22 protein-coding genes and 1 tRNA gene are annotated in these 23,563 nt (G+C 66.4%); 15 read left to right on the top strand and 8 right to left on the bottom strand.

Annotated features, from left to right (window positions below):
* Window positions 1-3: 3 nt before the first annotated feature.
* The 5 genes from B4F19_RS02005 to B4F19_RS01985 form a co-directional block, all read right to left on the bottom strand.
* Entirely contained in the window at window positions 4-936 is a 933-nt protein-coding gene (locus B4F19_RS02005) for an ABC transporter ATP-binding protein (RefSeq protein ID WP_292732533.1), read from the bottom strand.
* A 122-nt stretch (window positions 937-1,058) separates the two neighbouring features.
* Window positions 1,059-2,096 carry an ABC transporter ATP-binding protein gene (locus B4F19_RS02000; RefSeq protein ID WP_292732531.1) on the bottom strand — a complete coding sequence of 346 codons (1,038 nt, stop codon included), beginning with the start codon at window positions 2,094-2,096 and terminating at the stop codon, window positions 1,059-1,061.
* On the bottom strand, window positions 2,093-2,989 hold the full coding sequence (locus tag B4F19_RS01995; RefSeq protein ID WP_292732529.1) for an ABC transporter permease: 897 nt from the start codon (window positions 2,987-2,989) through the stop codon (window positions 2,093-2,095). Before B4F19_RS01995 ends, B4F19_RS02000 begins: the two co-directional genes overlap by 4 nt.
* A complete protein-coding gene (locus tag B4F19_RS01990; RefSeq protein ID WP_292732527.1) occupies window positions 2,986-3,933 on the bottom strand; it encodes an ABC transporter permease in 948 nt (315 codons plus the stop codon). The genes B4F19_RS01995 and B4F19_RS01990 overlap by 4 nt, the downstream gene beginning before the upstream one ends.
* Window positions 3,934-4,016: 83 nt before the next feature.
* Window positions 4,017-5,582: an ABC transporter substrate-binding protein gene (locus B4F19_RS01985; protein WP_292732525.1), complete on the bottom strand. Its 1,566-nt coding sequence runs from the start codon at window positions 5,580-5,582 to the stop codon at window positions 4,017-4,019.
* A gap of 147 nt (window positions 5,583-5,729) precedes the next feature.
* Here B4F19_RS01985 and B4F19_RS15840 point away from each other — a divergent pair, with 147 nt between their 5' ends.
* Entirely contained in the window at window positions 5,730-6,716 is a 987-nt protein-coding gene (locus tag B4F19_RS15840; protein WP_366767900.1) for an MBL fold metallo-hydrolase, read from the top strand.
* Here B4F19_RS15840 and B4F19_RS01975 read toward each other — a convergent pair.
* Entirely contained in the window at window positions 6,713-7,246 is a 534-nt protein-coding gene (locus B4F19_RS01975; RefSeq protein WP_292732641.1) for a TetR/AcrR family transcriptional regulator, read from the bottom strand. The two genes, B4F19_RS15840 and B4F19_RS01975, sit on opposite strands and share 4 nt — an antisense overlap.
* A gap of 99 nt (window positions 7,247-7,345) precedes the next feature.
* On the opposite strand from B4F19_RS01975, the gene B4F19_RS01970 reads away from it, so the two are divergent.
* Together B4F19_RS01970 and B4F19_RS01965 are read left to right on the top strand one after the other, a co-directional pair.
* The gene (locus B4F19_RS01970; protein WP_292732521.1) at window positions 7,346-7,957 is read left to right on the top strand and encodes an aldo/keto reductase; all 612 of its coding nucleotides are present in this window, start codon (window positions 7,346-7,348) and stop codon (window positions 7,955-7,957) included.
* Between the two features lie 95 nt (window positions 7,958-8,052).
* Window positions 8,053-8,730, top strand: coding sequence for a site-specific integrase (locus B4F19_RS01965; RefSeq protein WP_292732518.1), 678 nt, complete (start codon window positions 8,053-8,055; stop codon window positions 8,728-8,730).
* A 215-nt stretch (window positions 8,731-8,945) separates the two neighbouring features.
* On the opposite strand, the gene B4F19_RS01960 is transcribed toward B4F19_RS01965, so the two are convergent.
* A tRNA-Ser gene (locus tag B4F19_RS01960) sits at window positions 8,946-9,036 on the bottom strand.
* Between the two features lie 169 nt (window positions 9,037-9,205).
* Between B4F19_RS01960 and B4F19_RS01955 the strand changes: the two genes are divergently transcribed.
* The 5 genes from B4F19_RS01955 to B4F19_RS01935 all read left to right on the top strand — a co-directional run bounded on the left by B4F19_RS01955 (window position 9,206) and on the right by B4F19_RS01935 (window position 14,631).
* Entirely contained in the window at window positions 9,206-10,576 is a 1,371-nt protein-coding gene (locus B4F19_RS01955) for an amidohydrolase family protein (RefSeq protein ID WP_292732516.1), read from the top strand.
* 50 nt (window positions 10,577-10,626) lie between these two features.
* On the top strand, window positions 10,627-11,151 hold the full coding sequence (locus B4F19_RS01950) for a ferritin (protein WP_292732514.1): 525 nt from the start codon (window positions 10,627-10,629) through the stop codon (window positions 11,149-11,151).
* Between the two features lie 182 nt (window positions 11,152-11,333).
* Window positions 11,334-12,719, top strand: coding sequence for an MFS transporter (locus B4F19_RS01945; RefSeq protein ID WP_292732639.1), 1,386 nt, complete (start codon window positions 11,334-11,336; stop codon window positions 12,717-12,719).
* A gap of 24 nt (window positions 12,720-12,743) precedes the next feature.
* On the top strand, window positions 12,744-13,694 hold the full coding sequence (locus B4F19_RS01940) for an L-lactate dehydrogenase (RefSeq protein WP_292732512.1): 951 nt from the start codon (window positions 12,744-12,746) through the stop codon (window positions 13,692-13,694).
* Between the two features lie 178 nt (window positions 13,695-13,872).
* A complete protein-coding gene (locus B4F19_RS01935; protein ID WP_292732510.1) occupies window positions 13,873-14,631 on the top strand; it encodes a GntR family transcriptional regulator in 759 nt (252 codons plus the stop codon).
* 40 nt (window positions 14,632-14,671) lie between these two features.
* Here B4F19_RS01935 and B4F19_RS01930 read toward each other — a convergent pair whose 3' ends face one another.
* Window positions 14,672-15,157, bottom strand: coding sequence for a nucleoside deaminase (locus B4F19_RS01930; protein ID WP_292732508.1), 486 nt, complete (start codon window positions 15,155-15,157; stop codon window positions 14,672-14,674).
* Between the two features lie 181 nt (window positions 15,158-15,338).
* Here B4F19_RS01930 and add point away from each other — a divergent pair, with 181 nt between their 5' ends.
* From add to B4F19_RS01895, 7 genes are read left to right on the top strand one after another with little or no spacing between them, the layout of a single operon-like run.
* On the top strand, window positions 15,339-16,442 hold the full coding sequence (gene add / locus B4F19_RS01925; RefSeq protein WP_292732506.1) for an adenosine deaminase: 1,104 nt from the start codon (window positions 15,339-15,341) through the stop codon (window positions 16,440-16,442).
* Complete coding sequence (locus B4F19_RS01920) at window positions 16,439-17,071, top strand: hypothetical protein (protein ID WP_292732504.1); 633 nt, start codon at window positions 16,439-16,441, stop codon at window positions 17,069-17,071. The genes add and B4F19_RS01920 overlap by 4 nt, the downstream gene beginning before the upstream one ends.
* A 20-nt stretch (window positions 17,072-17,091) precedes the next feature.
* Window positions 17,092-18,105, top strand: a complete 1,014-nt coding sequence (locus B4F19_RS01915) for a BMP family lipoprotein (RefSeq protein ID WP_292732502.1) — start codon at window positions 17,092-17,094, stop codon at window positions 18,103-18,105.
* A complete protein-coding gene (locus B4F19_RS01910) occupies window positions 18,102-19,676 on the top strand; it encodes an ABC transporter ATP-binding protein (RefSeq protein WP_292732500.1) in 1,575 nt (524 codons plus the stop codon). Before B4F19_RS01915 ends, B4F19_RS01910 begins: the two co-directional genes overlap by 4 nt.
* The gene (locus B4F19_RS01905; protein ID WP_292732498.1) at window positions 19,673-21,487 is read left to right on the top strand and encodes an adenine deaminase C-terminal domain-containing protein; all 1,815 of its coding nucleotides are present in this window, start codon (window positions 19,673-19,675) and stop codon (window positions 21,485-21,487) included. The genes B4F19_RS01910 and B4F19_RS01905 overlap by 4 nt, the downstream gene beginning before the upstream one ends.
* Window positions 21,484-22,614: an ABC transporter permease gene (locus tag B4F19_RS01900; RefSeq protein WP_292732496.1), complete on the top strand. Its 1,131-nt coding sequence runs from the start codon at window positions 21,484-21,486 to the stop codon at window positions 22,612-22,614. The genes B4F19_RS01905 and B4F19_RS01900 overlap by 4 nt, the downstream gene beginning before the upstream one ends.
* Window positions 22,611-23,558 carry an ABC transporter permease gene (locus B4F19_RS01895; protein WP_292732494.1) on the top strand — a complete coding sequence of 316 codons (948 nt, stop codon included), beginning with the start codon at window positions 22,611-22,613 and terminating at the stop codon, window positions 23,556-23,558. Before B4F19_RS01900 ends, B4F19_RS01895 begins: the two co-directional genes overlap by 4 nt.
* Window positions 23,559-23,563 lie beyond the last annotated feature (5 nt).

The raw sequence follows: 23,563 nt of genomic DNA, 5'->3' as shown, positions 1-23,563 counted from the left end.
GTACTACTTATGTGCTCGGGATAGAAGTTCGATGGGTACCGGTCGGCCCGCGAGCACAGGTCCGGCGGTCTGAAGATGGCACGCAACCGTCCCACCGCCCTCGACCGCAGTGTGCTCCGGGCGGATCTTGTCGCAAGGCTCGAACGCGACGGGGCACCGACTGGCGAACGGGCATCCCTGCGGCGGCTCGGAGGGACTGGGCGGATCGCCCCGGAGGAGGATCTTCTCGCGACTCCGCTGGTCTGCCGGCTTCGCCTCCGGCACGGCGGAGAGGAGCGCGGCCGTATAGGGATGCGCGGGTTCATCGACCACACGCTCAGCGGGCCCCTGCTCAACAATCTGACCGAGGTACATCACCGCGATGTCATGACTGACATGCCGCACCACACTGAGGTCGTGCGACACGAACAGGATCGTCAATCCGAGTTCCTCTTGCAACCGGAGGAGCAGATTGAGAATCTGCGACTGAATCGAGATGTCAAGCGCACTAACTGCCTCATCGCAGACGAGCACGTCCGGCGAGGGCCCGAGAGCTCGAGCAATCGCAACGCGCTGTCTCTGCCCGCCGGACAACTCATCCGGAAATCGTCGCGCGTGCTCGCCCGAGAGCCCGACCGCCACGAGAATTCTCGCGACCTCGTCATCAAGAGCTTGTCCGCGCAGCTTTCGATGGTAGGCAATGGGCTCACCCACCAGCTCACCCACGCGCATCGTGGGATTGAGGGAAGAGTATGGATCTTGGAAGACCATCTGCATCTCTCGTCGTGCCCGCCGAAGATCTCCGTGACGGTCCTTCGTTATCTCCTCGCCGTGGAGCAGGATTTCCCCGTCAGTCGAGTCGAGCAGTCGAAGAAGCAACCGACCGACGGTAGATTTTCCAGATCCGGATTCTCCGACTAGCCCCAGCGTGCGTCCCTTCTTCAGGCCGAGAGTCACCCCGTCGACAGCTCGCACGTGACTCCCTCGGCGCGAGAAGAGGCCGGACCGACCGGCGAACTCTTTTACGAGGTCGCGACCAATGAGAACGTACTCGTCTTCGGTAACGCCGGATGCTGCCATCATCGTGCGGCTCCTGGGAGGTCTAGTTCGTCGGCGCGGACGCACCGGAACGCGCGATCGCCGCGCGCTGTCAAGGGGATTGGCGCCACGTCGCATGTGCCCTCGACCATGTGCGCACAGCGAGCAGCGAACCTGCACCCGGCGACCTCCATCCCCAGCGGCGGCGGTGAACCCGGAAGGACGCTGAGGGCACGGAGCGGAGGCTGATTCTCGGGCAGAGACTGTAGCAAAGCCGAAGAGTAGGGGTGCTCCGGCTCGATGAAGAACGGGTCGATCGGCGAAGCTTCGACGATCTGTCCGGCATACATGACCATTACCCGGTCGCAGAACTCGGCTATGACCGCGAGGTCGTGGCTGATAAGGATCACCGCCATGCCAAGTTCGTCCCGAAGTCGTCGCAGGAGGTCAAGCACCTGCGCTTGCGTCGTCACATCCAGAGCCGTCGTCGGTTCGTCGGCGATGAGGACCTGAGGCCGGCATGCGATCGCCAATGCGATGCAAACGCGCTGTCGAAGACCGCCTGAGAGCTCGTGGGGATACGCGTCCGCACGCCGCTCAGCATCCGCCACCTCCACGAGCTTGAAGTTCTCGATGGCGCGTTTGCGCGCCTCGGTGCGGCTGACTCCTGTGTGGCGGCGGATCGCCTCCGCAACTTGATCTCCAACGCGGTAGGCCGGATCGAGGGCCGTCATCGGCTCCTGAAAGATCATCCCGATCTTGCTTCCGCGCACGGACTGAAGCGCACGTCGCGGCGCACCGGTGATCTCGATGTCGCCCAGCGCGATCCGTCCGGATCGTCGCCGCGAGATCTTCTTCGGGACGAGCCCCATGAGCGACATTGCGAGCGTCGACTTTCCTGAGCCTGACTCGCCCACCAACCCGACCACTTCGCCCGAGCGCACAGTCAAGTCAACGTCGCTGAGTACGGGGACGAACTCGCCGCTCGGCGCGAGATCCAGCGAGAAGTCCTCCACGGTCAGAAGCGGCTCCCGATCACTCGGGACGTTGCTCGTTTGCGTCGATGTGGGAGTGGTCACTGTCCACGACCTCCTGTGACTTCGTCTCTGAGCACGTCCCCCAGCGAGTTGAACGCGAGGGATGTGAAGAAGATCACGAGACCGGGTGCCAGCACGAGCCATGGCGCGATCTCGATGAAAGCTTTGCTGCCGCCGATCATCGAACCCCAGCTCGCGTTCGGCGGCTGCACGCCGAGGCCGAGGTAGCTAAGGCTGGACTCGATGATGAGCGTCAGTCCGAGCATGAAGGAGATCTGGATGATGAGCGCCGGCCACGCATTTGGCAGCATGTGTCCCCAAATGACTTTCGCGCGCGGTATGCCAGTAGAGATCGCCGCTTCGACAAATGTCTCGTTTCGAACGAAGAGGACTTGCCCGCGCACGATGCGAAGGAACCTCGGCGCGTAGGCGATCCCTACGGCGAACATCGCGTTGCCGAGGCCAGGCCCGAGTATGGCGACGATCGCGAGCGCGAGAATCAGCGAGGGAAAGCTCAGCAGGACGTCAGCCGCCCTGGTGACGATGGTGTCGAACCAGCCACCGAAGTAGCCGGAAAGGACGCCGGGGAGTACACCGAAGAGCAGCCCGACGAAGACCGCTTGAGCGGTGGCAGCCAACGACACGCCGCCGGCGACGAGCAGTCTCGACAGCACGTCGCGGCCGAGGTCATCGGTTCCCAGCCAATGAGCGGGCGAAGGCGGCTCGAGCACGGCTCGGAGGTCAATCGCGTTCGGGTCGTATGGAACGATCCATGGGGCGATGACGGACACGATGATGAGTACCGCGAGGAAGATGATGCTGACCATGCCCGGGCCGCGTGAGAAGACACGACGAAGCAAACCGCGCCGCTTCCGTTTCGGCCCGCTCACAGGAATGAGGCTGGTGCTGGGCACCACACGAGGTGACGTTGTCATTCCGCCCTCACCTTCGGGTTGATGAGTGCATAGGAGAGGTCAGCAAGGAAGCTGGCGATGACCACCAGCACAACCGTGAAGAGAATCACGCCTTGGAGCAGCTGAATGTCGCGAGAGAAGACGGCCTGAACCATCTGGCTCCCCAGTCCTGGGAGATTGAACACGGCCTCGATGACGACGCAAGCCCCGATGGCGATCGGCACCTGAAGGCCAAGCGTCGTGACCGCGGGACCGAGCGCCGAGCGCAGGGCGTGCTTACCGACCACGCTCCTTTCCGACAGACCCGCAGCCCGCATGGTGCGGACGTAGTCGCGGCGGAGGTGGTCGCCCAGCGCTGCGCGCAATTGGCGCGTCAACTCCGCAGCGAGTGAGTAGCCGAGAGTGAACGCGGGCAACACGAGGTGCACGAACCACTGCCAAGGGTTGGATGAGAGCGACACATAGCCCGTAGCAGGAAACCAGCCCAAGCTGAGGCTGAACACGAGGACGAGGAGTAGTCCAAACCAGAAGTTGGGGATGGCGATTCCACTGGTCGCGATGCCCAGCGAGATTCGGTCTGCCCATCCGTTGGGGTTGAGGGCCGCGATGATTCCGAGGGGCAGGGCGATCAGGATCGCGATGATGAAACCGACGAAGACGAGACTCAACGTGACTGGGGCGGTGCGCCACAGAATGTCTGTGACCGATTCGCTGGTACTGAACGAGTAGCCGAGGTCACCCGTCGCGGCGCTAGCCACGAAGTTGAAAAAGCGCACGTACAGTGGCTGATCCAGCCCCAGTTCGGCTCGATACTGCGCTATCAACTCAGGGGAAGCTGACTCCCCCCCTGCCCGGGCGATGGCAGCGTCGCCGGGAAGGAGAGACGTCAGGATGAAGACCACGAGCGCCGCGAGTAGCAACTGTGGAACGAGGAAGAGCAGGCGGCGGCCGGCAAACCTCAGCATGTCCTCGCCCCCCGACTGGGGGCTTGCTCATCTGCGGCTGGGAACCGCGCGGTGTGGCGTGTAGGGATAGTCATCGGGTCTGTTCAGCTGCCGTCCGCCGTGACGCCAACGTTGAGGAAGTTTGCCTTCCCCGTCACGCCCGTTGAGTAGCCGACGACGTTGTCGCGCACTGCCGTTGTGACGCCGGGGAACATCAGAGGGATCATCCGAGAGGTCTCCATGATGTTCGCCGATGCCTCCTTGAAGAGAGCAGCTCGCTCTTCCTGGTCGCCGGTAGCACGCGCCTCGTCCAGCAGCGCCGCAAGCTCTGGATCAGTGATCTTCGCCGGGTTGTTGAGACCGTTCGGCCCGAACAGATTGTCGAGAGTTTGCGACGGGTCTGCCCGACCACCCCACGGGGTGAAGTAGGCGGGTACTGACTGCTGGTAGTAGAACTCGTCGAGCAGTGCCGGACCTTCGAGCGGAATAATGTTCGTATCGATCCCCACATCGCTCAACATGGCGGCGATCGCCTCCGTCGCCTGTACGCGGAACGGCTGATTGTTCGTCTTGAAGTCGAACGAGAATCCGTCCGGGTAGCCCGCCTCGGCGAGGAGTTCACGCGCCTTCTCCGGGTCATATGGATACATACCCTCGAGATCGGGGTCGTTGGCGTAGTAGCCCGGCGGGAACGGCTGCCACGCGATCGTGCCTGTGCCGCGATATAGCCCCTCCAGGAGCGCCTCGCGATCGATCGCGTAGTTGATGGCCTCGCGAACGAGCGGGTCATCGAACGGCGCGATGGCGATGTTCAAACCGATCTGGTCGACGGCGAGGGCGGGATCGGTGCGCACCTCGAGCGACTGGTCGGCGGAGGCGAGCTGTACCTGTGCGGCGGAAATCTGGGCCACGTCCACCTCGCCTGCTCGGACTGCGTTCAGACGGGTGTCGTCGTCATCTATGAGACGGATAGTCAGGTCCTGCAACATGACCGCGTCTGGGTTCCAGTAGCCGTCGAAGCGCTCTACAACGAGGCGGTCCCCCGGTGAGTAGGAGACGTACTTCCACGGGCCCGCACCGTCTGGCTGAATGGCCAAATTCGTCTCATCTCCGAACGCCGCAGGAGAGATCACCATTCCGGCACGGTCGGCCAGCTTCGCCGGAAGTGCGGCATCAGGTTCGGACAGGGTGAGCACGACAGTCACGTCGTCCGTGGCGGATGCCGACGTGACAGTGGCCAGGTCGCCCTTGACCGTGGACGTTTCGAGTTCCTTGCCGCGCTCGATGTTCGCAACCACCGCATCCGCATCCAACGCGGTGCCGTCATGGAAGGTGAGGCCATCGCGGAGAGTAATCGTGAGATCAGTGTCGGTGAGTTCCCACGACTCGGCGAGTGCTGGCGCGACATCACCATCGGGGGAATAGCTGAAGAGGCTCTCGTAGACAGGAAGCAGCCAGGGGATGTCCTGCGATGAGGTGCCCTGCTGCGGATCCAGGCTCGTCGCTGGCTCGAAATAGCCAAAGGTAAGGGAACCGTTCGGATCCACGTCTGCGTTGTCCGCGTCGCTGGTGTCCGCGGCGCCGGCGCACGCCGCGAGAACCACCGCCAGCGCAGCGGCCGGAATCAAGGCGAGCAGGCGTCGCCTCCATGGGCGAGTGGCTGTGTTCATCGTCGAACTCCTGGTTGCGGTCATGCGATCGAAGCGTCGCAGAAACTAGAGTAATCTCATAAGAGTATTAGATGTCAAGGTTTTCGGATCGGAGCCGACGAATTGCCAGCATCGGTTGAGCCAGAGCATGGTGTCCGCGCGATTCCTGTGCCCGTCCCGCAGCCCGAGGGAGTCGACTTCACCTGGTGCTACGCGATCGACGACAGCGATGGCGGGATACATCTCGTGGATCCGGGCTGGCGATCCGACGACAATCTCCGCCATCTCGCACGAGAGCTCGCCCGGACCGGGAGGGCCTTGGAGGAGGTCCGCAGCATAACGATCACGCACCAGCACGCGGATCATCTCGGACTGGCCGACGCGATACGGGAGCAGACCGGCGCCCACGTGATCATGCATGGGGACGAAGCTGCAGCTCTCGACGGTGCTGCGAGTCGTCGGTGGGATGTCGACCTGTTGAGCGAGCGGATGCGCGCGTGGGAAGTGCCTTCGGGCGACGCCGACCATATTCTCCGCGTTCTCGGACGTCGATCGCGCCCCGAAGCGCTCGTACCAGACCAGATTGTGCGCGACGGCGACCGCCTGCCGGTACCGGGAAGGGTCATCGAAGTCGTATGGACACCCGGACACACCCCCGGTCACATTTGCCTCGCCGATCGCGCGAAGGGTTTCGTCATCACGGGAGATCACGTGCTCTCCCATTCGAACCCGGGCATCGGCCTGGGTGGCACCACTGCGCGCAATGCCCTCACGGACTACCTCTGGAGTCTTCTTCGCGTGTCCGAACGTGGCGAGCGAGGTTTGCCAGGGCATGAGCAGTTCATCCCCGACCTAGCCGCCAGAGCCCGTCGCATCCTGCGGCATCACCTGACTCGGACGGCAACGGTATCGTCAGCCCGCGCCGCGGGCGCGCGCAGCGTGTGGGCGACGGCGGCTGCCTTGACCTGGAGTGGAGGGTGGGATTCCCTCTCCCCCTATCGACGGTACTCGGCGCTGAATCAGATTGAGATGCACCTCGAGGCTCAGCGGAGTGGAGACGTGGTGCGCCAGGAACACGGATGGAAGGTGGCGCGCAGCGCACTGGAGGAAGCCCCTCCGGAAGGCCAGGCGTCTTCCAGGTCGAAACCGGTTTAGCGCGCACGGAGACCGTCCAGTATCAGGTCGAGCATGCGCTCGGGTTGAGCGTGAGCGTTGCCTGCCGCGCGCCAGAGCGACCCGGTTAGCATGAGAAAGTCAGCGGGCTCCGCGTCCTGTCTGATGCTGCCGTCTCGCTTACCCGCATCGAATATCTGCGTGATGGCGGCCACGACAGGGCCCCAGTGCTGTTCGTTCGCGGCCTGATGAGCCGGTGAGTTCAGGGCGTCGCCGAGACCGTGCTTCCGACGCATCGCCTCAACCAGGTCTATGGTCCACGAGCGCAGCGCGTCGAAGGGCGAGCTGCGCTCGAGGAGCGAGGGCACGCTGTCGATCAGTTGCGCCACCTCGTCGGCGTAGATCGCCAGCACCAACGCATCACGATTCGGAAAGTTTCGGTACAGCGTGCCCGCGCCGACATTCGCAAGCCGCGCAATCTGATTCATCGAGACGTCACCGGATTCTTTGAACGCACGCCGCGCGACCGCGAGCAGGCGATCGCGGTTCTCCCGCGCGTCCGACCGAACCATCACGCGCTCTCCCTCGAATTGCCAAACATCTTGCTAAGCGGAGAACTCTCCGTTACGTTATATGGAGATCTCTCCGTTTCAGAGTAACAAGGGAGCTCAATGAAGTACAGGAAACTGGGCACGACCGGGCTCGATGTCTCACCGATCGGGATCGGGGCGATGCAGTACGGCGATCCTCAGCGCGGGCACCCGGTCTGGTCACTCGACGAGGACAACAGTCGTCCACTGATCAAGCACGCGCTGGACGTCGGCATCAATCTGTTCGATACGGCGAACCTCTATTCGAACGGTTCCAGCGAAGAGATCCTCGGCCGCGCCCTCGCGGATTTCGCCGATCGGGACGAGATCGTCATTGCGACCAAGTTGCGACACCCCGTCGGCACAGGCCCAAACAAGCGCGGCCTGTCCCGCAAGCACATCCTGCAGGAGGTCGAACACCAGCTGTCCCGGTTGCGGACCGACTACATCGATCTGCTTCAGATCCATCGCAATGACCCCGCGACACCCCGCGCCGGCGTTTCCCAAGAGCGGTGTACTTGCGTCATCCGGCAGCTCGACCGGTTCCTTGAGAGCGTGGTCGAGCTGCCCGACCTCGAGTGGAGCGACGTCGTCGACCGAGCTGTGCGGACGTTGGCTGTTGAGCCACGGCGCCAGATGCGGTCGCGGCATCGACGAGGTCGACGTCACGCCCGAGTCCTCAGCTGTGAATGAGATCGGACTTGTGAAGCCCGATCTGCGACCCCATTATGGAATGCTTGGCGTGAGCCGGGCGAACCCGGATGTCCTTGCCCGCTCGTCTGCGACGCGTGCCCGCGTGTCGCACCGATGACCGACTAGTATTCGCCGAGCACCTGCTCAAGGCGGAGGACCATCTCGCTCACCTCCTCTACTTCCTCGCCTACACCGGGCTGCGATGGGGCGAAGCGACCGCACTGCGCGTCTCGGACGTCAACCTCGCGCGACGTCGAGTGACCGTCCAAGAGAACGCGGTCCTCGTCGGCGGCACCATCCACACCGGGTCACCGAAAACACACGCCACACGCTCTGTCCCCTACCCCGACTTCCTCGACGACTTGGTCCGGCTCGGACACACCCACAAGCACCCCGACGACTACCTCTTCGGAACCGGGAGTGAGCCACTCCGACTACCGAACTCTCAAGACGGATGGTTCGCCGGGGCAGTCCGGCGCGCCATGCGCGCCGACCCCACCTTCCCCCGACTCACCCCTCACGACCTCCGGCACACAGCCGCGAGTCTCGCGATCAGCGCCGGCGCGAACGTCAAAGCCATCCAACGAATGCTCGGCCATGCGTCCGCCGCGATGACGCTGGACACCTACGCCGACCTGTTCGACGACGACCTCGACTACGTCGCCCAAGCACTCAGCACCGCGCGACACCACTCCGCAGTCCGTGTCCTCGAAGCCGGCGTCAGTCATCTCCCCAGCATCCCGACGCCCACCGCGGGCATCGATCTCTCCTGACCCAAGGCATCCGACGCCGGATCCGACACAGCGGCCAGCCTTCAGCGATTGCACGTTCACGACGACCCCCGCGCGTCATCCAAGGGCTCCACGGCGCGGCAACGACAACACGACCTGGAACACGGCTTTACCCATTTTTTACCCACGAGCCCGATTCGAGAACGAGAGAAGCCCCGCGATCCCTGTGTTTTCAAGGGTTCGCGGGGCTTCGACAGTGGCGGTGACGGTGGGATTTGAACCCACGGTAGGGGGTTACCCTACACAACTTTTCGAGAGTTGCACCTTCGGCCGCTCGGACACGTCACCGCCGTCCAGTTTACGACACGCCGCACCCGCACCGAAATCCTGCCGGTTCGCGCGGCCGCGGCATCCGTTTGGGTCGACTCGCCGACCCGAAACCGGGCCGACACACGCCGCCGCTAGCGTCGGCGTCAGCGATGGCCAGCGATCCGCGGTCGCCGCCAGAACGGATGCCATGAGCGTGCACATTCTCACCGCAGACATCGTCGTGCCGATGGATGCTGCACGCAGCGTCCTTACGGATGGGGGAGTCGCGATCAACCGCGACAGGATCATCGACGTCGCCCCACGCTCAGACCTGATAGAGCGGTACCCGGACGCTGAGCACACTCATCTGACCGACCGGCTGCTGATGCCGGGGCTGATCAACGGCCACCATCACTCCGGTCTGCTGCGTGGAACCGCCGAGCACCTTCCCGTCTACGAATGGCTCCGCCTACACATCGATCCGATGCACCGCGTCCTCGAACCGGACGACGCGGCCGCGGCCGCGTCCCTCTGCTACGCCGAGGGACTCCTCTCAGGCACGACCACCGTCGTGGATATGTGGCGCTACATGGACCGGGCTGCGAGCGCCGCGGTCGAACTCGGCAACCGGCTCGTGACCGTCAACTATGTCGGCGAGCACCCGGATTTCGACTACTTCGACACCCTCGACGACAACGAGCGGATGCTGCGCGATTGGACGGGCGCCGGCGGTGGGCGCATCATGCCCTGGGTCGGGCTGGAGCATCCGTTCTACGCCGACGACGCCGGCCGCGCCCGCGCCGTCGCGATGGCCCGCGACTATGGAGCCGGCATCTACACCCACTGCAGCGAGTCCGAGTTGGATGTGCGGATCTTCGCCGAGCGCACCGGCCTGCGACCGATGCATGCCCTCGAGCGCATGGGCTTCTTCGACACGCCCCGCGCCATGATCGCTCACGCCGTCTGGCTGGACGCCGACGAGATCGAGCTGGTCGCTGAGCGCGGAGTCGGCGTCTCCCACAACCCCGTCAGCAACATGAAGCTCGCCAGCGGCATCGCGCCGATCGCCGAGATGCTCGAGGCCGGGGTGAACGTCGCCATCGGCACCGATGGCGAGAAAGAGAACAACAACCTCGACATGTTCGAGGAGATGAAAGTCGCCTCCCTGCTCGGCAAACTGCGAAAGATGGATGCCGCAGCCATGGACTCGTGGCAGGTCCTCGAAATGGCCACGATCGGCGGGGCGCGGGCCATCGGTCAGGGGGACCGGCTCGGGTCCCTCGAACCCGGCAAGCAGGCCGATCTGATCGCGGTGCGGACCGATACACCACGGATGACTCCCCTGTTGCCGGCCGGATCGCACGCCAATATCCACCACAACCTCGTGCACGCCGTCCGCGGCAGCGACGTCGATCGGGTGGTCGTCGCCGGTCGCACTGTCGTCGCTGACGGCATCCTCACCACCGCCGATCTCGGCGAACTCATCGCGGAGGTCCGCGGGCGCGTCCCCGCACTGTTCGAGCGTCGCGCGGCGTACCTCGCTTCGGTCGGCGACCCCGCCGGACTGTTCTCGCAGTAGCGCACTCTGCCAGGATGGGAGGGAGAGTTTCGCGACCCGATCGGAGTGTCATGACCACGTTCGACCAGCTGCTGTCCGAGCAGATCGGCCACGAGTTCGCCGCCAGCCAGCAGTACATCGCCATCGCCGTTTGGTACGACGACCACGACCTGCCGCAGCTCGCGCGCCACTTCTACCGCCAGTCCGTCGAAGAGCGCAACCACGCGATGATGCTCATCCAGTACCGCCTCGACCGCGACATGGGCGTGACCATCCCCGGCGTTCCAGCTGTGCGCACCGACTTTGCCGACCACGCCGAGCCGATCCGCCTGGCACTCGAGCAGGAGAAGCGCGTTTCGTCACAGATCGAGGCGCTCTTCGCCGCGGCCCGCGCCGAGAGCGACGGACTGGGCGAGCAGGCGATGCTGTGGTTCCTGAAGGAGCAGGTCGAGGAGGTCGCGTCGATGACCACGCTCCTCAACATCGCGGAGCGCACCACGAACCTCTTCGACATCGAGAACTTCGTCGCTCGCGACATGCCGAACGGCGACTCGACCGAAACCGACGCCCCGCCCGCTGCCGGCGGCGCGCTCTAGCCCGACCTTCCATCCGTCGAACCCACACCTTCGGCCTTGAGCCGACAGGATTCGGCCGCGGAAAAGTGTGGGTTCGACGCGCGAGGTGTGGGCTCGGCGAGCGCGGGCTGATCGGATCGCGGGCTGATCTGAGCGACCCCACCGCCGCGCGAAGCGCGTAGCGTGACGGTGTGGCATCTCGCATGAGTCGATCGCAGCGACTCATCCTCACGATCGCGATCCTGGCGTCGTCCGTCGCGTTCCTCGACGGCACGCTCATCAACGTCGCCCTTCCCGCGATCGAGACCGAGCTCGGCGGCGGACTCACGACCCAGCAGTGGGTGGTGGACGCCTACCTCATCACCCTCGGATCACTCATCCTGCTCGCCGGTTCGATCTCGGATGCCTTCGGCAGGCTGCTCGTGCTGCGCATCGGCCTCTACGGATTCGCCGCGGCATCCGTCGTGATCGCGATCGCGCCAGACCCCGTCATCCTGATCATCGCCCGCGCCGTGCAGGGTGCGGCGGGCGCGTTCCTCGTTCCCAGCTCGCTGGCGCTCATCACCTCGCGCTTCGACGGCGCGATGCGCGGCCGGGCGATCGGCATCTGGACGGCCATGACCACCGGCGCCATGATCGTCGGGCCCCTCATCGGCGGCGTCTTCGTCGACTACCTGTCGTGGCGATTCGCGTTCGTCATCAACGTCGTACCGATCGGCATCACGCTGTGGCTCCTCCACACCCTCGGCGAGCGCGACGAGCGCCGCCCCGACGCTCGCATCGACTGGATCGGCACCGCCCTGTGCACCTTCGGACTCGGCGGGGCGGTCTTCGCGCTGATCGAACAACCGAACCTCGGATGGGGATCGCCCGTGATCTGGGCGACGTTCGCGGCCGGCATCCTTCTGTTCGCGCTCTTCCTCTGGCGTCAGCGGTCGGCGACGGCGCCGATGTTGCCGCTTGACCTCTTCCGCATCCGCAACTTCTGGACCGGGAACATCGCGACCCTGTTCGTGTACGCAGCGCTCTCGCTCAACGGCTTCGTCGTCACGGTCTACCTGCAGCAGGAGGCTGGGTTCTCGGCGACTCTCGCGGGGCTTGCGAGCCTGCCGACCACCGTCATGATGGTGCTGCTGAGTGCATCGATGGGGTCCCTGTCCGACCGCTTCGGGCCGCGGATCTTCATGACCGTCGGACCGCTCGTGATGGCCGGCGGATCGCTGCTGCTTCTCACGGTCACCGACCCCGTCAACTACTGGCTCCAACTCCTTCCGGGGCTCATCCTCTTCGGACTTGGGCTTGCCATCACGGTCTCGCCCCTCACCGCGGCGATCCTCGGCGCGGTGGATCCGGCCCGCTCCGGCATCGCCTCCGCCGTGAACAACGCCATCGCGCGCATCGCCGGGCTTCTCATCATCGCGACGCTCGCGACGATCGTCGCCGGCAGCCTCGATCTTGACGGATTCCGCCGCGCCGCGATCGTCACCGCCGGACTCATGGTGGCTGGCGGGATCGTGTCGTTCCTCGGCATCCGGAACTCCGACGTCGCACCAGTCGAGAAGCGGGCGGAGCCGGCTACCGGCGCGTAACACCGACCTGTAAGACTGTCCCCCATGAGTGTGATCGAGAACTCGAAAGTCACCGTCGTCGGCGCCGGCAGCGTCGGCTCCAGCGTCGCCTACGCCGCCCTCATCCGCGGCTCAGCCCGCCATGTCGCCCTCTACGACATCAATACCGCGAAGGTGGATGCCGAGGTTCTCGATCTCGCTCACGGCACCCTGTTCACCGGCACGAGCGACATCACCGGCGGCAGCGACATCTCGGTAGCCGCGGGTTCGCACGTCGTCGTGATCACCGCCGGCGCGAAGCAGAACCCGGGGCAGAGCCGCATCGAGCTTGCGGGCGTGAATGCCGGCATCCTGCGAAAGATGCTGCCTCAGCTGCTGGAAGTCGCCCCCGACGCGGTCTACGTGATCGTGACCAACCCGTGCGATGTGCTGACGGTGCTCGCACAGGAGGAGACCGGGCTTCCTCCGGAGCGACTGTTCGCGTCGGGAACCGTGCTCGACACGTCCCGGCTGCGCTGGAAGCTCGCTCAGCGCGCTGGGGTGGCGACCTCGAGCGTTCACGCGCACATCATCGGCGAACATGGGGATACCGAGTTCGCGCTGTGGTCCCACGCGATGATCGGGACGGTTCCGATCCTCGACTGGGAGTCGGAGGGCCACCCCCGCATGACGGTCGATGAGCTCGACGCGATCACCGTCGATGTTCGGGATGCCGCCTACAAGGTCATCCAGGGCAAGGGCGCGACCAACTACGCGATCGGGCTGTCGTCGGCTCGGATCATCGAGGCGATCCTGAGCGATGAGCACGCGGTCCTGCCGGTGAGCACCGTGCTGAAGGACTTCCACGGGATCGATGGCGTCGCTCTCTCCGTGCCCTCGATCGTGAACTCCCGCGGCGCGTTCCCGATCCGCGAGACACCGTTCTCTCTGAATGAACTCGCCCTGCTGCGCCGCTCCGCCGACGCCCTGCGCGAGGTGGCGGTGTCGCTGCGCTGACCTGGATCGGGCGCACCCACAGGCGTCGCTAACTCCTCACGATCGGCGGAACTTCGGCGACTCGGCACAGCAGGAGCGGGGCGATGGCGCCGGTCCTGCTGAGTTGGCGACGGATGCCGTGGCGGACCGATAGCGTGTGGTCAGCCCCACTGCGAACGCGTCCGTGTGAGGAGAACCCGTGACCACCTACCTCCCGCTGCCACGCCCGGGTGGCGACGCGGACACGATGCGCGTCCAGCATGGGCTCCTGCGCTACGTGCGCGAGGCGGCGGCGCTCGGGGCCCCGTTGCCCGGGGAACTGGAGTTGACGGCGCGCCTGGAGTGCAGTCGCCAGCAACTGCGCAACGCGATGGCCCAGCTCGAGGCGCAGGGGATCGTGCGGCGGCGACAGGGCACGGTGACCACGGTGGATCCGATCGCGCTGCGGTTGAGCGTCCGCCTGGAGGAGCAGTTCGAACACACCGAGCTCCTCGACCGACTCGGCTACCACGCCGAGGTGGAGGTGCTCGAGTCCCGCACCCTGCCCCTGGGCGCTGAGATCGGCGCCGTGATGGAACGGCCTGCAGACACGACTCGACTGGCCGTCCGAAAGCGGTGGCGGGCGGATGGCGCCGTCGCGATGATCGCCGACGACACGGTGCCGATTCCGGACGAACTGCCCGCGGAGTTCGACCCGAGCGAGTCCGTCTTCACCTTCGCGGCACGGGTGTGGGGAGAGCCGGTCGTGTGGGAGGTGACAACCCCCGGCGTGGTGACGCTCTCGGGCGAGCTCGCCGACCTGTTCGAGAAGCCCGAGGGCACCCCGGTCATGACGCTGGAGGTCATCGGTATCGGCGCGAGTGGCAGCCGCATCCTGCACAGCACCGAGTATCACGACCCCGGCATCGTGTCCTACTCGCTCGTGCGAACCGTCCGCCCGCCGTGGAGTGCGCTGTAGGCCGTCCTCGACGAACGGATGCCCCGGACAGGCCGTGCCGTTAGACCCAGAAGCCCTCGTGAACGACGGATGCCTCGTCTTCCAGGTGCGGTCCCGAGACCTCGATCGTCCGCTGGCCCCGGGCGAACACCTCGCGGCAGGGCAGCGAGAACGTCGGGTTCTCGGGGTGGTCGCCGGTGAGCCCGAGCAGCCGGTACTCCGAGAGCGCATAGACGACCCGGTCGATGCCCGCCCAATAGGCAGCCCCCGAACACATGACGCACGGCTCGGCACTGGTGTACAGCGTCGAACCCTTCATGCCATCGATTCCCAACTCTCGCGCGGCCGCAGCGACAGCGCGCAGTTCGGCGTGCTGGGTCGGGTCCCCGGCCGGCGGCAGTGAATTGTTCCCCGCTGTCGCAACTACCGCACCGGACGCATCGACCACGAGTGCACCGAAGGGGTGGGCGCCTGCTTCGCGCGTCTGGGCGGCGATGTCGATGGATGCCCGAAGATGCGCGAGGTCAGGGTCGGTCAGATCAGACACGGAAAGGCTCCCTTGTGAACAAGTCGAAATAGTCGCCCCGAGTCTACGTCGTAACAAGCCGTAATTTGGCGCCCCGATTACAGCGCTGTTACAGGTGTCGAAAGGTTACGGGTCAACTTGTCAACAAGTACTGGTCGCCGGATAGCGTGCTGGGAGCCGACCCGAAAGGCGCAGCATCCCCATGCCGACCCCCGCCCCCACCGCCGCACGCATTGACGAACAGGCAATCCGTGCGCTCCCGAAAGCCGAGGTGCATATCCACCTCGAGGGCACCTTCTCGCTGCATGAGATGCTCGTGCTCGCGAAAGAGAGCGGCGTCGCACTCCCGGGGCCGGCCCGGACGATCTTCGACATCTCGACGCACGACGACTTCTCCGCTCCCAGCGTGACCACCGGCGGCGGCACGGGAGCGGGATCCGCAGGGCTCACCGGCTTCCTCCGCTTCCTCGACTGGCAGTGCGGTCTCGTCCGCACACCGGAACAGGCGGCGCGGGTGGCCTACGCTTTCGCTGCCCGGCAGACCGCCTCCGGCATCCGCTACTCGGATGTCATCGTCAATCCGACCCACTGGAACGCCTGGCGCGGGCGCGAACTCGATCTGCTGGCTGCCCTGTCGGAAGGGTTCGATGAGGCGGCCCAGGACGGCCTGTGCGAGACCGGCATCGCCTATTCGCTGCTGCGCAGCCAGACGGCTCGCGAGGCCGAAGACATCGTCGCCGCCCTGACCTACCAGCGTCCCGAGCGTGTCGTCGCGCTCTCCGTCGACGGCGACGAAAAGGTCACGGGTCGCACCGGCGAGAAGTTCCAGACAGCCTTCGCCCGCGCAGCCGTGGCCGGTCTGCGTCGCACCGTCCACGCCGGAGAATCGAGCGGCCCCGCGGGCGTCTGGGATGCGATCGATCTGCTGCGGGCGGAGCGCATCGACCACGGGGTGCGCTCGATCGAGGATCCGGCGCTCATCGAACGGCTCGTGCGCGACGAGATCAGCCTGGGCGTGTGCCCGCGCTCAAACGTGTCGCTGGGCATCTACCCCGACTGGGCCTCGCACCCGCTGCCGCGCCTCCTGGATGCCGGCGTCCGTGTCACGCTGAACACCGACGACCCGGTTCCCCTCGGCACGACACTCGAAGCTGATTGGGCTGTGGCTGCCGCCCAGTTCGGTTTCACCGAAGCTGACCTCGCCGGCTTCGCTCGCCGCTCGATCGAGGCATCGTTCGCGCCAGACGACCTCAAGCGCGACCTCCTCGCCGAACTAGACGCACTCGAGGTGGCATCGGCATCATGAGTCAGCTGCGCCCACCGGTCACGATCGCCTCCGCGGCACTTGTCGCGTCGACGGCGCTCGCACTGGTGTGGGCGGCGAGCGCGCATGCCAGCGACGGCACCGTGCCGTTGGCACCCATTGTGGCGAGCTGGCCCGACCGGTTCGCGGTCGTCGGCACGAAGTCGGAACCGCTCTACACCGAGCGCATCTCGTTCGCCCGCTCCGGCGACGACTTCACGCTCGAGATCGACGTCCTCTCACAAGGAAACGCCGCCCTCGGGACGCAGACAAGCGCCGTGACGGTGGATGCCGACACCGTGCACTGGGTCGAGGGATGCACCAAGACCGAAGCCCTGTGCGAGAACGACACCGCTCTTCGCGGCTTTCTCACCACGGCGCTCGTCGTCGCCGCAGAGCGCGCGGGCACGCTCCCGGCAACCGGCATCGTCCGCGACCTGCACGGCACCGACGTCGTCTGCATCGACGACGCGGACCTCTACGCGACGCCGTCAACTGTCACCCTCCACCCCTGCTTCGACATCGCCTCCGGGGCCGTGCTCGGGCAGTGGTCCCCTGACTCCCACGCGTTCGTCGGCGCCACCCTCGCCGACGGATTCCACATCACCACCCCTGCACCAACACATCTCTGACGCTCCCGAAAGGACACAGCATGCGCATCTCCCGCTCTCTCGCGTTCATCGCGACAGCCGCGACCGCCGCGGTCGTGCTCGCCGGATGCTCGGGCTCGACCGAGCCCGCGGCATCCGAAGACCCCGCGTCCGACGTCATCACCGTCGGCGCTCTCACCCCGGGCAACGCGAACGACGGCGCCTTCAACCAGGCCCTCGCCGACGCCCTCGCACAGCTTGAGGAGGAAGGCCTCATCACCTACGAGCTGCGCGAGCAGATGGCCGACCCCGCCGAGAGCGAACCGGTCATCGCCGACTTCGCCAGCCAGGGTGTCGACCTGATCATCGGTCACGGTATCGAGCTCGGTGACGCGATCTTCTCGGTCGCCGAGGACTTCCCGGATGTCTCGTTCACCGCGTCGGGCGGTGTGGACATTCTCGACAAGTACACCGACAACGTCGAGACGTGGACGTATGACGCAGCCCAGGTCGGCTACCTCTCCGGCTACATTGCGGGGCTCACGCAGCTCTCGCCGATCGGCCGCGTCGAGAGCATGGAGCTCGACTTCGTCGTCGCGACCGACGCCTTCTTCCAGGAGGGTGTCACCGCAGCCAATCCGAACGCCGAGCTACTGCCCGTCGTCTACGCGGGAAGCTTCGATGACGCCGAGGCCGCCGCCTCCGCTACCACGGGCCTCATCGGCCAGGGTGCCGGGCTCGTCTTCACCACGGGTGACGGCATCGCCGCGGGCGTCGGGGCTGCCGCTGCCGACGCGGGCGTCCCCACCGTCGGCGTCTCACCGGCTGCCGGCGAAGAGGCTCTGTCGGTGAACGTGTCGACGGTGGACCTCGACATGTACCCGATCGTGAAGGCGTGGGTCGAAGAGGTTGCTGCCGGTGACTTCGGCGGCAAGAGCGTCGTCTCGACCCTGCAGAACGGCGGCATCGCCTACCAGGAGATCAACGACGTCGACGGCGCCATTCCCGCGGATGTCGCGACGAAGGTCGACGAGCTCATCGCCGGCCTCAACGACGGAAGCATCACGATCTCTTGACCAGCACCTCCTCCCTCGAGACCGGCCGGGCCCTGGTGGCCCGGTCGGTCTCGAAGACCTTCGGCACCACGCGGGCACTCGATGGCGTCGACATTCTCGTGCGCCCCGGTACTGTGCACGCCCTCGTCGGCGAGAACGGCGCCGGCAAGTCCACCCTCGCGAAGATCCTCGCGGGAATCCAGGAACCGGATGCCGGCACCATGACCATCGGCGATGCCGTCTACGCACCACGCGACCGTGCCGAAGCCAAAGCGCGCGGCGTGAATATGGTTCCGCAACAACTGAGCCTTGTCGGTGAACTCTCGCTGCTCGACAACTTCCTGCTCGTCAGCCCGCGGCGCGTCCTTCGTCGCCGCGCGGCCCACGAGCTGCTCTCTCACACTCTCGAACGCGCCGAGGTCGATGTCGACCTGACAGTTCCCACGCGAAACCTCACGCAGGCTCACCGACAGCTCGGTGAGATCGTCGTCGCCCTGGCCGAAGGGGCAACGACCCTCATCCTGGATGAACCCACCGCGAGCCTCGGCCCCCGAGAGGTCGGCGGCCTGTTCGACCACCTTCGTTCCCTGTGCGAAGGCGGCACCGCGATCGTGCTCATCACCCACCGCCTCGACGAGGTCGGAGCCGTCGCTGACGATGTCTCTGTCCTCTCCCACGGCAGGCTCGTGCACCACGGGCCTGCGGCAGATCTCAGCCCGCAGCGGGTCGCACGCCTCATGGTCGGCGAGCTTCCTACGGCCGCCGCGCGGGCGCCGCGGCTTCCGGGGGAGCCGGTCATCTCGCTGCACGAGGTCACCGCAATCTCCGACACGGATGCCGACCTCGACGCCGTCAGCCTCCACGTCCGCGCCGGCGAGATCGTCGGCGTCGCGGGCGTTGCCGGAAGCGGCCAGAACACGCTGATGGACGTTCTTGCGGGACTGACCCCTGCGCGCACCGGAGCATTCCGGGTCGACGATCTCGAGGCGCCGCGCGCCGTGGACCTGCTCTCGCGCGGGGTCGCCTGGATTCCCGAGGAACGCAGCGACGGCCTGGTTCCGACCCTGAGCCTCGGTGACACCCTCTCGCTGTACGACAGCGCCGCCATCCCGAGAGCGTCACGCCCGCGGTCGCGCGGCACGACCGCGAACCCCGACGCTGCGACGACGCTGCGAGCGTTCGATGTGCGCCCCGCCACCCCCTCCCTCGCCGCCGGCGGACTCTCGGGTGGAAACCAGCAGAAGCTTCTCGTTTCCCGGGAACTCGGCACCGGATCACCGCGCGTCGTCCTCGCCTACGGACCGACCCAGGGACTGGACCTGCGGGCCGCCCAGTCCATCCGCGAGCGGATTGTCGGAGCAGCCGAAGCTGGCGCGGCGGTGCTCGTGGCGTCCCACGATCTCGAGGAGCTGCTTCATCTGGCGGACCGCATCGTGGTGATGTTCTCGGGACGGATCGCCGCCGAATGGCCGATCAGCGAGGTCACCACCGACAAGGTCGGTGCGGCCATGGCGGGCCTGAGTCCCGCAGATTCCCCGGATGCCGCATCCGCCGAGACCCCGTCCGTCCCCACTGAGAAGGAACCGTCGTGACCGAGCTGAGCAGTCTGGTCCCCACGCCCGAGGAACTGGTGCGCGTGCGTGCCGTCGCGTCGGGGAACGAGACCCCTGACCTCATCATTCGTGGCGGCCTCGTGCAGTCGCCGGGCACCGAGGAGTGGCTCGAACGGGATGTCGTCATCAGCGGGCGGCACATCGCGACGCTCACCCCCTGGGGCCACATGCCCGACGCGCGGCGCGAGATCGACGCATCCGGCAGCTATGTCGTTCCCGGCTTCATCGACGCGCACCTGCACATCGAGTACACGAACCTCACCCCCGGGGAACTCGCGCGCCTCTCGGTCCCCCGCGGCACGACCACGGTCCTGGTCGACCCCAACGGTGCAGCGAACGTGTGGGGCGCAGACGGGATGGACTTCATGGTGTCCACCCGCACGCCGCTGCACATCTTCCAGCAGGTCTCTCCGACCACCCCAGGGGCCCCGCACCTCGAACTCGGCGGTGCCGTCATCCCCGAAGAGACTGTCCGTGCGCGCCTGTGGGATGACGTGACTGCCACACTCGGCGAGACCAACCCGTTCGACTACAGCGAGCGCTCGACGGGACGCTTCCGCGAGGCCCTCGCCGCGCGCCGACGGATGACGGGTCACACTGCCGCGCAGACGCACGAGTCGCTCTGGGGGTACCTTGCCGCGGGGATCAGCGACGACCACAACGCGTCCACCGTCGACGAGGTCCTCGAGCGCACGCGGCTCGGAGCGATGATCACGATCATGGCCTCCTCGCTCACCGACAACACGCCACGGCTGTTCGCCGACCTCGAGGCGATCGATCCGGCGCTTCGGAGCCTGTGCTTCTGCGCCGACGACAAGCACGCCCTCGACCTGTCGACCGAGGGCCACATCGATCACCACATCCGTCAGGCCATCAGCTTCGGCGTGGACCCGCAGCTGGCCTACCGGATGGCTACCACGCAGCCGGCACAGTACTACCGGCTCGACCAGGTGCTCGGCATCCTCGCCCCTTCACGCCTGGCCGACCTGCAGATCATCCCGGATCTCGCCGAGGTCCGTCCCTCGCACGTCATCATCGCCGGCGAGGTGCAGGGGGAGGACGGCGCGCCCGTGTTCGCCAACACCGACGAGCTTCCGGCGTGGACCCTGGACACGGTCCATCTTCCCGCCGAGCTTCCGATGGACATCTTCGCGGTGACCGCGCCCGAGGGCGCGCAGCACGTGCGGGTGCGCGCGATGGAGATGTACAACGGCTACTTCAAGCGAGAGTTCGAGGCGAACCTCGACGTCGTCGACGGACAGGTGCGCTCCGACACCGACACGGATGTCTTGAAGATCGCGGTCATCGACCGCCATCACGGCACCGCCGAGACCGGCATCGGGTTCGTGCGCGGATTCGGCCTGACCCGCGGCGCGGTGGCGATCACCATGAACTGCCCCAACATGAACGTCGCGGTCGTCGGCGCGGATGACGCGTCGATGCGACTGGCCGTAGAAGAGCTCGCGCGCATGGGCGGCGGCTTCGTCACGGTCGCTGACGGCGAGGTCGTCGGACGCGTGCCGCTGCCCGTCGGCGGGATGATGAGTGCGGCGCCGTGGCAAGAGACTGCCGACGCTCTCGCGGCCGGTCACGCCGCGACCGCGGCCCTCGGATGCCGCATCCCCTCCCCCTACATCATCCTGTCGTTCGTCGGCCTGTACGTCGTGCCCGACCTGGGTCTCACCGAGCGGGGCCTCATCGATGCCGCCACGCAGTCTTTCGTCGATGTGCTCCTCCCCGGCCCCGCGGGCGCCTGCGGTCACACGCATGATCACGGGGAGCATCCGTGATCGGCCGACTTCGCGGGTGGATGCTCGCCGGCGCCGTCGTCGTCGCCGTGCTTGTTGTCGCGACGGTACTCATCCTGATCGCCGGTGCCGATCCACTGGCCGGCTTGCAGGGGCTGATCGCCGGAGTGTCGAGCTCTCCGTACCGTGTCGGTGAGCTGCTCGTCGGGGCAGTGCCGATCGCGATCGTCGCCCTCACCCTGATCCCCGCGCTGCGGGCGGGCGTCTTCTCGGTCGGAGCCGAGGGCCAGGTGATCTTCGGCGCGATCTTCGCCACCGCCGCAACCCTCGGCACAGCCGGCCTGTTCGGCGAGGGGGTCCCGGCCCCGGTCTACTGGGTGATCGGCATGGTCTCGGGGGCCCTGGGCGGTGCCGCGTTCGCCCTGCTGCCGGCGTGGCTTGCCGAGCGCTGGCACGTGAACATCATCCTGTCCACGCTGCTCCTGAACTACATCGCCGCGGGGTTCCTCGGCTGGACGCTGCGCACGTGGCTCGCCAGCGGCGAGAACACCGCCACCCCGCAAAGTCAGCAACTGCCCGAGGCATCCGCTCTGCCCGATCTGATTCCCGGCACACGCGCGCACATCGGCGTGCTGCTGATCATCGTGGTCGCCGTGCTGTTCGAGTGGTGGCGGCGCACCTCACAGGCCACCCGCATCGGCGTGTTCGCCGAACGCCCCCGCCTGGCCCTGCGCTTGGGAACAACCCGCGCGCGAACTCTCTACGGCACGATGCTCGTCTCCGGTGCCGGCGCGGGCGTCGTCGGCTGGCTACAAGTGGCGGGGGTCAATGAGCGCCTCTTCAACTCCGTCTCCGGCGGCGTCGGGTTCTCGGGCCTCGCCGTAGCCCTCCTCGGAGCGCTCCTGCCCGGCGGCATCCTGCTCGCCGCACTCTTCTTCTCCGCGCTGACCGCAGGAGCCCTGGGCATCCAATCGGCGACGGGCACCGTGCCCTCTTCGATCGCCGACGTCATCAAGGGGGTCCTGCTGCTGGGGGTCGCCGCCGTCGCCGGTGTTACGGCGCGGTCGGGGGCGGCCAGGCCCGCTGCGGCGCCTCCGTTGACGGATGTCGCATCAGTCACTCCCGACGGTGAACCCACCCCGGCATCTGGCGCGGAGGAGCGATCATGAGCATCGAGCTGTGGGCCTCCATCCTGGCGGGAGCTATCGTGCTCGCCACACCCCTGGTCATCGCCGGGCTCGGCGAGGGGTTCGTGGAGCGCGCGGGCCGCTTGAACCTCGGTATCGAGGGAATGATGATCCTCGGCGCGTTCGTGGCCGTGTTCGTCGCGAGCTTCGCGGGACTCGTCGCGGGCCTGGTCGCAGCGATGCTCACCGGACTCGTCCTGGCTGCCCTCATGAACGTCGTCGTATACCGCCTCGGCGCCAACGAGATCGTCGTGGGGCTCGCGATCACGATGCTGGGCCTGGGGCTGTCCACTTATCTCTACCAACTGTGGGTGCCCGCCGGTCAAACCAACGTCTCGGTGCCGACGGCACCCAAGCTCGATCTCGGCATCCTCACCGACATCCCGCTCATCGGGCCTGCCCTGTTCGGGCAGAGTCCCCTCGTCTACGGCGCCCTCGTGCTCGCCATCGCCGCCTGGGCGGTGTTCCGCTTCACGCGCTTCGGCCTGCAGGTGCGCGCCGTCGGTGCCGACCCGACCTCGGCGGCGCTTCGGGGCGTCCGCCCGCGCCAGATCGGGGCCCGGACGCTGCTGATCGGCGGGGCGCTCGCGGGACTCGCGGGCAGTGTCATCACCCTCGGCTCGATCGGCGCGTTCAGCCCCGACATCACGGCAGGGCGCGGCTACATCGTGCTGGCGATCGTGATCATGGGGCGGATGACGCCCGTGGGCATCGCGATCGGCGCGCTGCTGTTCGGCTTCCTGCAGAGCTTCTCGCTGCTGGCGCAGTCGACCGCGATTCAGCTGCCGAGCGAGCTCTACCAGACCTTCCCCTACGCCATCACGCTGATCGTTCTCGTGCTGACCTCTCGCGCGGCGCTCCGGCGTCACCTGGGTCGGCACGTGCGCAGCAAGCCGGGCCGTACCCGGAGCCTCACCCCCGCCTGACCTCT

It is taken from the genome of Microbacterium sp. UBA1097, from assembly GCF_002313585.1.
Taxonomy (GTDB): domain Bacteria; phylum Actinomycetota; class Actinomycetes; order Actinomycetales; family Microbacteriaceae; genus Microbacterium.
The sequence above is the reverse complement of the archived record's forward strand: the minus strand, read 5'-3'. Positions and strand labels throughout refer to the sequence as shown.